The organism is Microbacterium sp. Root322, assembly GCF_001425645.1.
In the GTDB taxonomy this organism is placed as follows: Bacteria; Actinomycetota; Actinomycetes; order Actinomycetales; family Microbacteriaceae; genus Microbacterium; species Microbacterium maritypicum.
The window spans coordinates 107,713-118,968 of sequence record NZ_LMCS01000001.1 but is presented as its reverse complement, the minus strand read 5'-3'; the positions used below and the strand labels follow the sequence as shown (position 1 = coordinate 118,968).

General features: G+C 67.2%; 13 protein-coding genes. 4 read left to right on the top strand and 9 right to left on the bottom strand.

Features of this window, described 5'->3' with window-relative positions; translation table 11 throughout:
* Positions 1-6: 6 nt before the first annotated feature.
* The 3 genes from ASC55_RS00555 to ASC55_RS00545 all read left to right on the top strand — a co-directional run bounded on the left by ASC55_RS00555 (position 7) and on the right by ASC55_RS00545 (position 1,462).
* On the top strand, positions 7-411 hold the full coding sequence (locus ASC55_RS00555; RefSeq protein WP_055867414.1) for a RidA family protein: 405 nt from the start codon (positions 7-9) through the stop codon (positions 409-411).
* A gap of 2 nt (positions 412-413) precedes the next feature.
* Entirely contained in the window at positions 414-926 is a 513-nt protein-coding gene (locus ASC55_RS00550; protein WP_055872346.1) for a GNAT family N-acetyltransferase, read from the top strand.
* 116 nt (positions 927-1,042) lie between these two features.
* Positions 1,043-1,462, top strand: a complete 420-nt coding sequence (locus ASC55_RS00545) for a rhodanese-like domain-containing protein (RefSeq protein ID WP_055872345.1) — start codon at positions 1,043-1,045, stop codon at positions 1,460-1,462.
* Positions 1,463-1,530: 68 nt separating this feature from the next.
* Here ASC55_RS00545 and ASC55_RS00540 read toward each other — a convergent pair whose 3' ends face one another.
* The 5 genes from ASC55_RS00540 to ASC55_RS00520 form a co-directional block, all read right to left on the bottom strand.
* Positions 1,531-1,965, bottom strand: a complete 435-nt coding sequence (locus ASC55_RS00540) for a cytochrome c oxidase subunit 4 (RefSeq protein WP_017830250.1) — start codon at positions 1,963-1,965, stop codon at positions 1,531-1,533.
* A 3-nt stretch (positions 1,966-1,968) separates the two neighbouring features.
* A complete protein-coding gene (gene ctaD / locus ASC55_RS00535; RefSeq protein ID WP_017830249.1) occupies positions 1,969-3,702 on the bottom strand; it encodes an aa3-type cytochrome oxidase subunit I in 1,734 nt (577 codons plus the stop codon).
* A gap of 3 nt (positions 3,703-3,705) precedes the next feature.
* A complete protein-coding gene (ctaC, locus tag ASC55_RS00530; protein WP_055867399.1) occupies positions 3,706-4,608 on the bottom strand; it encodes an aa3-type cytochrome oxidase subunit II in 903 nt (300 codons plus the stop codon).
* Between the two features lie 140 nt (positions 4,609-4,748).
* Positions 4,749-5,111: an iron-sulfur cluster insertion protein ErpA gene (gene erpA, locus ASC55_RS00525; RefSeq protein ID WP_017830247.1), complete on the bottom strand. Its 363-nt coding sequence runs from the start codon at positions 5,109-5,111 to the stop codon at positions 4,749-4,751.
* A 70-nt stretch (positions 5,112-5,181) separates the two neighbouring features.
* Positions 5,182-6,585, bottom strand: a complete 1,404-nt coding sequence (locus ASC55_RS00520; RefSeq protein WP_055872344.1) for a dipeptidase — start codon at positions 6,583-6,585, stop codon at positions 5,182-5,184.
* Positions 6,586-6,631: 46 nt separating this feature from the next.
* On the opposite strand from ASC55_RS00520, the gene ASC55_RS00515 reads away from it, so the two are divergent.
* Positions 6,632-7,204, top strand: coding sequence for a DUF3043 domain-containing protein (locus tag ASC55_RS00515; RefSeq protein WP_017830245.1), 573 nt, complete (start codon positions 6,632-6,634; stop codon positions 7,202-7,204).
* Here ASC55_RS00515 and ASC55_RS00510 read toward each other — a convergent pair.
* Genes ASC55_RS00510 through ASC55_RS00495 form a run of 4 tightly spaced genes read right to left on the bottom strand, consistent with a single transcriptional unit; the run spans position 7,179 to position 11,249 of the window.
* Positions 7,179-8,216, bottom strand: coding sequence for a quinone-dependent dihydroorotate dehydrogenase (locus ASC55_RS00510; protein ID WP_055872343.1), 1,038 nt, complete (start codon positions 8,214-8,216; stop codon positions 7,179-7,181). The two genes, ASC55_RS00515 and ASC55_RS00510, sit on opposite strands and share 26 nt — an antisense overlap.
* A gap of 10 nt (positions 8,217-8,226) precedes the next feature.
* On the bottom strand, positions 8,227-8,697 hold the full coding sequence (gene nrdR / locus ASC55_RS00505; protein WP_017830243.1) for a transcriptional regulator NrdR: 471 nt from the start codon (positions 8,695-8,697) through the stop codon (positions 8,227-8,229).
* A gap of 10 nt (positions 8,698-8,707) precedes the next feature.
* The gene (gene hisD / locus ASC55_RS00500; protein WP_055872342.1) at positions 8,708-10,012 is read right to left on the bottom strand and encodes a histidinol dehydrogenase; all 1,305 of its coding nucleotides are present in this window, start codon (positions 10,010-10,012) and stop codon (positions 8,708-8,710) included.
* Between the two features lies 1 nt (position 10,013).
* Positions 10,014-11,249: a hypothetical protein gene (locus tag ASC55_RS00495; RefSeq protein ID WP_055872341.1), complete on the bottom strand. Its 1,236-nt coding sequence runs from the start codon at positions 11,247-11,249 to the stop codon at positions 10,014-10,016.
* Positions 11,250-11,256 lie beyond the last annotated feature (7 nt).

Sequence of the window (11,256 nt, the reverse complement as noted above, 5' to 3'; positions counted from 1 at the left end):
CCACCCATGTCATCCGCCGTCCAGCTGATCCGCGCCACCTCCCTCGCCGACACTCCTTACGCCTACGCCGCGACCGCACCGGCGGGATCCCGGCTCATCTTCCTCGCCGGAGCATGCCCCCTGAACGATGACGGCACGACCGCGGCACCGGGCGACTACGCGGCCCAGGCGGCGCGCTGTGTGGAGACCCTGCAGGCGGCGCTCGACGTGGCCGGCGCCACGCTCACGGATGTCATCAGCACCCGGGTCCTGGTGGCCTCCTCCGCGCAGGCCGACCTCGTGACGGCCTGGGACGTGGTCCATGCCGCTTTCGGCGCTCACGACGTCCCCAGCACCCTCCTGGGCGTCACCGTGCTCGGCTACGACCATCAGCTCGTGGAGATCGAAGCGATCGCCGCCGTCACCGACTGATCATGGACATCGTCATACGCCCTTCCACGCCGAGGGACGATGCTCTGACCGAACAGATCGAGCGCGCCGCCGATGCCCTGCTCATCGACCTGTTCGGCGCGGTCACTTGGCCTCCCCCGACGCCGCCGCAGGATCGTACGGAGTCACCGGGATTCGTCCTGGTCGCCGAGCTCACCGACGACGTCGCGGCACCGATCGTCGTCGGCTTCGTCCATGTCCTCGAGATCGACGGACACGCCCATCTCGAGCAGCTCTCGGTACTCCCCTCGTTCGGACGTCGTGGCATCGGTCGTCAGCTCGTCACGGCCGCGCTGGCGGAGGCGCGGCGACGCGGCCTCACCGACGTCACGCTGCGCACCTACACCGACGTGCCCTGGAACGCGCCGTTCTACGCTTCGTGCGGCTTTGTCGAGAGCGAACCGGACACGGCGCTGCTCCGAGAGCTCGTGGCCATCGAAGAGAGTCTGGGACTCTTCGAGCACGGACCTCGTGTGCAGATGACCGCAACGCTCTGACCGGTCGGCGCTCCGAGCGCTCTCATGGGCTCTGTTCCAGTGTCATTGACGGCAATCGGACGCCGGCCGACCGGAATCCGCTGGGGACGACGCCGCCGCCTCCCTAGGCTGAGGTCATGATCGATCGCGCCGATTTCTTCGCTGCCAAGCTGGCCTATGAGACAGACCCCAGCGACGTGCATGCCGCGCTGGAGTCAGGCGAGAGCATCGTCGTCGTCGACGTCCGCTCCGACGCAGCCTGGGCGCAGGGCCGCGTCACCGGCGCCGTGCACATGCACTACAGCGAGATCTCCGCTCGTGCACCGGCGGAGGTGCCGAAGGACGCTGACGTCGTCGTCTACTGCTGGAGTCCCGGATGCAACGCCGGCGCGAAGGGCGCGCTCGAGTTCGCCCGTCTCGGCTACCGAGTCCGCGAGATGATCGGCGGCTTCGAGTACTGGGTCAGAGAAGGGTACGCGGTCGAGGACTCGGATGGCGTCCACCACCGTCCGGTCGATCCGCTGACCGGCATCCCCCGCATCCGTGCCCGCGCCTGATCGCGGCGCCGTCCGCACACGAAGAAGGCCCCCGGAGGAATCCGGGGGCCTTCTTCGATGAGGAAGTATCAGCGGGCGAAGTTGCCGCGGTAGTACTCGTACACCCAGCCGACGATGGCGACCACGAAGATCGCGAGACCGATCGGCAGAAGGAAGTGTCCGACCGCGAGACCGACGACGAAGACTCCCGCCGAGGCCGCCAGCACGATCGGCCACCAGGACCACGGGCTGAACTCGCCCAGCTCCGGGTCACCGTCATCGATGTCGGAGGTCAGGATGTCCTCGGGAAGCTCGCCCCGCTGAGCCTTGTGCGTGCGGTCGAGGTAGAACGCGATCATGGCTCCCATGAAGGCGCCGAAGAACAGGGCGACCGTTCCGACCCACTCGATCCGCATGGCGAAGTTGTCCGCCGGCGTGGCCAGGATGTGCCAGCCGGTGTACACCACACCGACGAGGGCGAAGAACGCCGTCAGGATCCACCAGAGAATGACATTGTCGCGCATGACTTAGTGGGCCTCTCGCTCGCCGGGAGCCGTCGTAGCGAACTCGGCGGCTTCGGGGTGATTCAGATCGAACGCAGGACGCTCGCTGCGGATGCGCGGGATCGACGTGAAGTTGTGTCGCGGCGGCGGGCAGGAGGTCGCCCACTCGAGCGATCCGCCGTAGCCCCACGGGTCGTTGACCGTGACCTTCGGAGCCTTGCGCGCCGTGATCCAGACGTTCAGGAAGAAGGGCAGCATCGAGGCGCCGAGGATGATCGCACCGATCGTCGAGACCTGGTTCTGCCAGGTCCAGCCGTCCGCCTCCGAGTAGTCGGCGTAACGACGCACCATGCCGTCAACGCCCAGCCAGTGCTGGATGAGGAAGGTCATGTGGAAGCCGATGAACAGCAGCCAGAAGTGCACGTAGCCGAGGCGCTCGTTCAGCATGCGTCCGGTCCACTTCGGCCACCAGAAGTAGAAGCCGGCGAACATGGCGAACACCACGGTTCCGAACACCACGTAGTGGAAGTGAGCGACGACGAAGTACGAGTCGGAGAGGGCGAAGTCCAGCGGCGGTGCTGCCAGGATGACGCCGGTCAGACCACCGAAGACGAAGGACACGAGGAAGCCGAGGGAGAAGACCATCGGAGTCTCGAATGTCACGGACCCTCGCCAGAGCGTGCCGATCCAGTTGAAGATCTTCACACCCGTCGGCACGGCGATCAGCATGGTCATCAGCGCGAAGAACGGAAGCAGGACCGAGCCCGTCACGTACATGTGGTGAGCCCACACCGCGACCGAGAGCGCCGCGATGGCGATCGTCGCGTAGACGAGGGTCTTGTATCCGAAGATCGGCTTGCGGCTGAAGACCGGGAAGATCTCGGAGACGATGCCGAAGAACGGCAGCGCGATGATGTACACCTCAGGGTGACCGAAGAACCAGAACAGGTGCTGCCAGAGCAGGACACCACCGTTGGCCGGGTCGTAGATGTGAGCGCCAAGGATGCGGTCTGCCGCTGCAGCGAAGATCGCGGCTGCGAGAACGGGGAACGCCATCAGGATGAGCAGGCTCGTGATCAGCGTGTTCCACGAGAAGATCGGCATGCGCCACATCGTCATGCCGGGCGCACGCATCGTGATGATCGTCGTGATGAAGTTCACGGCACCGAGGATCGTTCCGAAACCGGAGATGCCGAGGCCGACCATCCACAGGTTTCCACCCGCCCCCGGCGAGAAGGATGCTCCTGCCAGAGGCTGATAGGCGAACCATCCGAAGGAGGCCGCGCCCTGCGGGGTGAGGAAGCCGGCGACCGCGATGGTGGAGCCGAAGAGGAAGAGCCAGAACGCGAAGGCGTTCAGACGCGGGAAGGCGACGTCGGGAGCACCGATCTGCAGCGGCAGGATGGCGTTGGCGAAGCCGGCGAACAGCGGCGTCGCGAACATCAGCAGCATGATCGTGCCGTGCATCGTGAACAGCTGGTTGTACTGCTCCTTCGTCGGGATGATCTGCATGCCCGGCGCGAACAGTTCGGCACGGATGACGAGTGCCATCACGCCGCCGAGCAGGAAGAACATCACCGAGGCGATCAGGTACATGTACCCGATGGTCTTGTGGTCCGTGGAGGTGATCCACTTGACGACGATGTTGCCCTTCTGCTCCACACGCGAGGAGCTCATCAGAGCAGCCTGGCGTGCAGGCAGGGTGTTAGGACGCGAGCGGGGAGACTCGTCGGTACGGGGAGCTTCTGTGGTCGACATGGCTTACTCCCCTCCTTCCTCGGTGTCGGTCTTCGGGGTCGTCCCCGGGAGGTTCGAGAGACGGTCGTAGGCGCCGGTGATGTCACCGGTGTTGCCCTGCTCCTCGAGCGACGCGAGGTAGGAGTCGTACTCGCTCTGCGAGACGACCTTCACGTTGAAGAGCATCATCGAGTGGTACTCGCCGCAGAGCTCGGCGCACTTACCGGCGTACTCGCCCTCTCGCGTCGGGATGAACGACCAGGAGTTGTCCTTCCCGATGAACATGTCCTTCTTGTAGAGGAAGTCGATGATCCAGAAGGAGTGGATGACGTCACGGGACTGAAGGTTGATCGTCACCTTCTTGTCGACGGGCAGCACCAGCGTCGGCAGCTGCGCCTGGTCGATGTTGCCGTCCTTGTCGGGCTGGGCCTGGATGCCCATGGTCCACACGGCGTCGGAGTTGTCCTTCTCGTCGCCGTCGTACTGGAAGTCCCACGCCCACTGCTTCGCGATCGCGGTGACCTCGACGTCGGGCTGGTCCCACTTGGCTTCGATCTCGGTCTGGTCACGAGCGGTGAAGAAGAACATTCCCAGCACGAGGATGAGCGGCACGATCGTGTAGAAGATCTCGATCGGCATGTTGTAGCGCATCTGCACCGGAAGACCGGTCTGACCCTTGCGGCGGCGGTAGGCGATCGCAGCCCAGGCCATCAGGCCCCAGGTGATGATGCCGACGGCGAGAAGCACGATCCAGGAGTTCACCCAGAGCGAGGAGACGCGCTCGGTCTGGTTGGTGGCTGCGGGGCCACCCTCCACGAAGCCCGGAAGAAAGCCGTTCAGCTCGGTGGGAGAGCATCCCGCCAGGGCCAAGGCTGCCGCAACTCCCACAGGGAGGGCGGCCCAACGAAGGCTGCGTTTCGAGGGCACGATGCACCTTTCAGATCGCGAACAGAGCACACCCAAGTCTAGGGCAACCTCACACCTGATTCATGCCATCCACGCAGGTTCCGGAACCAGAACGGCCGCCGTCACCAGTGGTGACGACGGCCGAGTCGGCGAAGCGAGGGTCAGTGGAAGCTGTCACCACAGGCGCAGCTGCCCGCTGCGTTGGGGTTGTCGATCGTGAACCCCTGCTCGGAGATGGTGTCCTTGAAGTCGATCGCCGCTCCGTCGAGGTACGGGACGCTCATGTTGTCGATGATGACCTCGACGCCGTCGAAGTCGACGGTCTCGTCGCCCTCGAGGTAGCGCTCGTCGAAGTAGAGCTGGTAGATCAGCCCCGAACACCCGCCCGGCTGCACCGCGACGCGCAGACGCAGGTCATCGCGGCCTTCCTGCTCGAGGAGGTTCTTCACCTTCGTGGCGGCAGCGTCGGTCAGGGTGACGCCGTGTGCGCGGGTGGTCTCTGGGGAGAGTGTGGTGTCGCTCATGTCGCTCCTTGTGACGGGCCGCAGGTGCACGGCTTCTCGGACGATTCTACCGCCGCAGATGCGGGGAGGCTCAGAGTTCTGCGTCATTCATGCGAGCGAGCAGCAGCGCCTCGGTCGCGACCGCGTGGCGGAAGGTGTCGAGGTGCAGCGACTCGTTCGGGCTGTGCGCGCGCGAATGCGGGTCCTCGACACCAGTGACGAGGATCTGTGCAGCGGGGAATTCCCGCACCAGGTCGGCGATGAACGGGATCGATCCACCCACGCCCAGGTCCACCGGAGGCACCCCGTACCCGTCGCGCATCGCGTCCCGGGTCAGCGCGACCGTCCAGCCGCTGGTGTCCACGAGGAAACCGTCGCCGAGATCGACATCCGAGAACGTGAGCTCGGCACCGAAAGGTGCGTGCGCGCGGAGGTGGCGCTCCAAGGCCTCGTACGCGTCCTGGCCGCTCTGGCCAGGAGCCACGCGAGCGCTGATCACGACGGTGACTTCGGGGAGCAGCGTGTTGGAGGCTGCCGCCACGCTGGTGGCGTCGATCCCGATCACCGTGACCGACGGCTTGTTCCAGATCCGGCTGAGGATGCCGCCGTCCCCGATGGGAGTGGTGCCGGGAAGGAGTCCCGCCTCGTCCCGCAGCGTCGCCTCGGTGTAGTCGGGAGTGGGGGCGTCGCGCTCGGTCATCCCCTCGACCGCCACCGAGCCGTCGGCGTTCCACAGCGTGGACAGCAGCGTGACGGTCGCCATCATCGCGTCGGGCACGGCGCCGCCGAACATTCCGGAGTGCGAGGCGTGGTCCAGGGTGCGCACGCGCATCGTGAACCGGGCGTTGCCGCGGAGGGAGACGGTGAGACCGGGAGTCACGGAGTCCCAGTTGCCCGAGTCGGCCACGACGATGGCGTCGGCGCGGAGAGCATCCTTGTTGTCGGAGAGGAACTGGGCGAACGAACGGGACCCGTACTCCTCCTCCCCTTCGATGAACATCGCGATGCCGAGGTCGAGGTCATCGCCGAGCACCTCGCTCACCGCGCGGATCGAGGCGATATGCGACATGATGCCGGCCTTGTCGTCGGCCGCACCGCGCCCGTAGAGACGCCCGTCGCGCACCGTCGGCTCGAACGGCGGGGTCTCCCAGAGGGCATCGTCTCCCGGAGGCTGCACGTCGTGGTGCGCGTACAGAAGGATCGTGGGCTTGCCGTTGCGGGCCGCGCGGGTGGCGAGGACGGCCGGCTGCCCCTGCTCGTCGGTGCCGGGAATCGCGGCGCGGAGGACGCGCACCTCGTCGAAGACTCCGGTGCCCGACGCCAGCGCGGCCACGGCTTCCGCGCTGCGCTCCAGCTGGGTCTGATCGAACGCGGGCCAGGCCATCCCCGGAATGCGCACGAGGTGGCCGAGGTCCGACAGCGCTGACGGGATCCCGGTCGCCACCGCCTCGAGGACGGCGGCATCGGACTCACGGGGAGGAACAGGAGAGGTCATGCGAGTAATCTTAAGGTGATCCCCCGCCGGCGAACCGAGGAACTCCGTGTCCACTACCCCTACCTCCCCTTCCACGAACGACGACACCCCCGAGACGACTGCCGTCGGCAAGGGGCGCGCGACGCCGACCCGTGCGGAGCAGGAGGCAGCTCGTCGCCGCCCCCTGGTCGCCAACACCAAGGAGGCGAAGGCGGCCGCGAAGGCGGAGCTCAACGAGCGTCGCGCACGAGCGCAGGCCGGCATGGCCGCCGGCGAGGAGAAGTACCTCCCGGTCCGCGACAAGGGCCCGCAGCGCCGCTGGGTCCGCGACTACGTGGATGCGGGCTGGCACCCGGCCGAGTTCGTGATGGGAGTGATGGTCCTGGTCATCCTCGCCTCGCTGGTGCCGGCGAACACGGTCATCTCGTTCTACGCGTACATCGTGATGATGGGTTACCTCGTCATCGCGATCGGCGGCATGATCCTGCTCGGCATGCGCGTCAAGCGCAAGGCCGCGGCGAAGTTCGGCAAGGAGCGTCTCGAGCGCGGTCTGGGCTGGTACGCCGCGATGCGCGCCCTGCAGATGCGATTCATGCGTCTGCCGAAGCCGCAGGTCAAGCGCGGCCAGTACCCCGACTGATCAGTCCCCTGTTGATCTCCCGGCCCCAGAACGGGCCGCGGTACAGGAAAGCGGTGTAGCCCTGCACGAGGGTCGCACCGGCCGCAAGGCGCTCCTGCACGTCGGATGGCGTCTCCACTCCCCCGACGGCGATCACGCAGAAGTCGGCGGGAACGGCTTCGCGCACGACGCGAAGGACTTCGAGCGAGCGCTTCTTCAGCGGTGCACCGGACAGTCCTCCCGCGCCTGCAGCCTCGACCGTCGCGGGATCCGTGAGCAGACCGTCTCGGCTGATGGTGGTGTTGTGCGCGATGATTCCCGCGAGTCCCTCGGCGACGGCCATCTGGGCGATCGCCGTGATCTCCTCGTCGGGAAGATCCGGTGCGATCTTGACGAGCAGCGGGGTCGCGCCGGAAGCCTCTCGAACGGCGCGCAGCAGCGGAGCCAGCGTCTCCACCGCTTGCAGTCCTCGCAGTCCCGGAGTGTTCGGCGACGACACGTTGACGGCCAGGTAGTCGGCGAGCGGAGCGAGCCGTGTCGCCGAGGCCACGTAGTCCGCCGTCGCATCCTCGACCTCGACCACGCGGCTCTTGCCGATGTTGACCCCGATGATCGTGTCAGGCGCGCCGCGCCGCAGGCGGGCGAGCCTGCGCGCCGCCGCATCCGCTCCGGCGTTGTTGAAGCCCATCCGATTGATCACGGCGCGATCCGCGATGAGACGGAACAGCCGCGGCTTCGGGTTCCCCTCCTGCGCGATCGCGGTCACGGTGCCGACTTCCACATGTCCGAAGCCGAGAGCTGCGAGTCCTCGCACGCCGACCGCGTTCTTGTCGAAGCCCGCGGCGACGCCGAACGGCGAGGGGAAGGTGAGACCGAGCGCCTCGACGCGCAGCGACGGGTCAGGGCGGGTGATCGCGCGCGTGGCCCACGAGAACGGAGGCACACCGAGCACGCGGATCACCGCCATACCGGCGTGGTGGGCGAACTCGGGATCGAAGCGCGAGAGGACAGCGCGGAAGAGCAGCGGATACATCCCTGCCAGATTACCGCTCCTCGGACTCCCGCTTCGTGTGGTCGGCGCGCAGATCTGTGATCGCGGCCTCGAAATCCTCGAGCGAATCGAAGGCCTGGTAGACGCTGGCGAAGCGCAGGAACGCGACCTCGTCGAGGTCGCGCAGCGGACCGAGGATGGCGAGACCGATCTCGTTGGTGTCGAGCTGCGACACCCCTGTCTGTCGGACGGCCTCCTCCACGCGCTGTGCGAGCACCGCGAGGTCGCCCTCCGTCACCGGGCGCCCTTGGCAGGCCTTCCGCACACCCGTGATGACCTTCTCCCGACTGAACGGCTCCATCACGCCGGAACGCTTGATCACGTTGAGACTCGCGGTCTCGGTCGTCGTGAAACGGCCGCCGCACTCCGGGCACTGTCGACGACGCCTGATCGAGAGCCCGTCGTCGCTCGTGCGTGAATCGATGACGCGGGAGTCGGGGTGTCGACAGAAGGGGCAGTGCATCTGACCGATCCTACGCGGTGAAACGGGCCTCGATCGCTTCACCGTGCGCGGGAAGCACCTCGGTGTCGGCGAGGGCGACGACCCCGGCGCGCACGGCCGCCAGCGCAGCCCTGTCGTAGGAGATCACCTGCTGCGGTCGAAGGAAGGTGTACGAGCCGAGCCCGGGTGCATAGCGAGCCTGTCCCCCGGTCGGGAGCACGTGATTGCTGCCAGCCATGTAGTCACCGAGGCTCACCGGCGTCTGGTCGCCGACGAAGACGGCTCCGGCGCTGGTGAAGTCGGCGGCCGCCTCTTCGGCATCCACGAGGTGCAGTTCGAGGTGCTCCGGCGAATAGGCGTTGCTGAACGCCGTGGCCATGGCCCTGTCGTCGACGAGGACGATGGCGGACTGAGGCCCCGACAGCGCGGCGGCGACGCGTTCGCTGTGCCGGGTGATCGCGGCGATCCGCTGCACCTCGACGGCGACCTGTTCTGCGAGCTCGGCCGCGTCGGTGACAAGCACGGCGGACGCCTGCTCATCGTGCTCGGCCTGGCTCACGAGGTCGGCGGCGATGAGACGCGGATCCGCGTGTGCATCGGCGACCACGAGGATCTCCGTCGCCCCGGCTTCCGAGTCCGTGCCGACGACGCCGGCGACGGCACGTTTGGCCGACGCGACATAGTTGTTGCCCGGCCCGGACACGACATCGACCGGATCGAGGTCGAGCGACGGCACGCCGTACGCCAGGGCGCCGATCGCGCCGGCGCCGCCCATCGCGTACACCTCGGTCACACCCAGCAGCGCTGCTGCCGCGAGGATGGTCGGGTGGATTCTTCCACCCTGATCTGCCTGCGGCGGCGAAGCCAGGGCGATCTCCTGGACGCCGGCGACCTGCGCGGGGACGACGTTCATGATCACGCTCGACGGGTAGACGGCCTTGCCGCCGGGAATGTACACGCCCACGCGGTGGACCGGTTGCCAGCGCTGCGTGATGACAGCTCCCTCGCCGATCCTGGTGACCTGTGTGGCGGGGACCTGCGCGGCGGAGGCGAGACGGACTCGGCGGATGGCCTCCTCGAGCGCACTGCGCACCTCGGGAGCGAGTTCCGCGAGAGCCGTGGTGGTGTGCTCGGCGGGCACGCGCACGGCGTGGTCCGTGACCGCGTCGAAACGCTCGGCCTGCTCGCGAAGAGCGGCCTCGCCGCGGTCACGCACGTCCTCGACGATGCGTGCGGCGGTGTCGAGTGCTTCGGCACGTGCCTGGGTCGCCCGGGGTACTGCGGCGAGCATGCCGGCGGGCGAGAGCTCGCGCCCTCGCAGATCGATGGTGCGCATTTCAGCCCTTCGTGATGTCGGAGATGTCGTGGAGGTAGCCGATCCGTCCGTCGTCATGTCGGACGACGAACGCACCCCCACGGTCCTCGATCACGAGAGCCCAGGCGTTCGGACCGATACGGAAAAGCGGTTCGCCCCGCTCGTCGTGGACGTCGCGCTCAGAGGGCGCGAGGATCCAGAACGGCTGTGCCACGGCGGCGGTCTCGCGCGGGTTCGTGGCCTCGAGATCGGCATCGGTCACGCCCTCGAGCAGCAGCGGCGCAGGCTCTTCCTCGATCGCGCCCGTCTCGTAGGTCGCGGCCGTCTCCAGCAGGGACTCGATGCTTCCGGTGTCCGAGACGATCTCCGGCTCCTGTCCACGGGAACGGCGCGAATAGGCCGGCACATACTCCTCGTCGGTGCTCGCCTGCTCGGTGCCGATGCCGCCGCCCGAGGCGTGCGCCGTCAGCGGCACCTGTGCAGCCAGGTCGAATCGGGCGATCTCGTCGGTCGCCTGCTGGCCCGATGCCTCGTCGTCGAGCGCGACGACGAGAGGGGACGCGGAGCCGTCCGCGATGACGTCTGTCGGGCTCTCGGCGTGTACCTCGGGCGCGGCGGAGGATGCCGCCGAGGCGGATGTGTCGACGGATTCTTCGGAGGCTTCCGGGACCGGCACGGGTTCGGGACGCGGTCTCGCGATGACGGGGCGCACCGGATTCGCATTGCGGTGGGCGAGAGTCACCAGGCGACCGTGGAAGTCTTCCTTCAATCCCGGGATGATCGGGGCGAAGACCGTGAGGACGACGAGAGCCAGGGAGGTGATGACCATGGCCACCCCGTTCCACGGGAGGCTCCAGCTCCCGGTGGACACCACAGCGGAGATCGCCAGCCAGAGGCTGCCGGCCCAGACCGTCGCCGACACGGAGAAGGCGACCGAGGCGAACTGATCGATGCCGAGCGAACCGACCCGGCGGATGCCCTCAGGCGAGAATCGGCGCAGCACCAGCAGGAAGACGGCGACCGTCGGGAGGGCGACCGGGAGCACCCATTGGATGCCGACGCTCCACAGCGAGAGGTCGCCGATCAGCGGGAAGAACGAGAACACGAAGGACAGCAGCCAGACGCCGACGATGAGAAGCTCCCGCAGAGTGAATCCGAGGATGCCGAACTCAGGGGTGACCTCTTCGTCGTACAGGACACCGTCATCGTCGCCGAAAACCTCGTCCTCGGGTTCTGCTTCGGGGAGATCCGTGCTCATGCGTGGT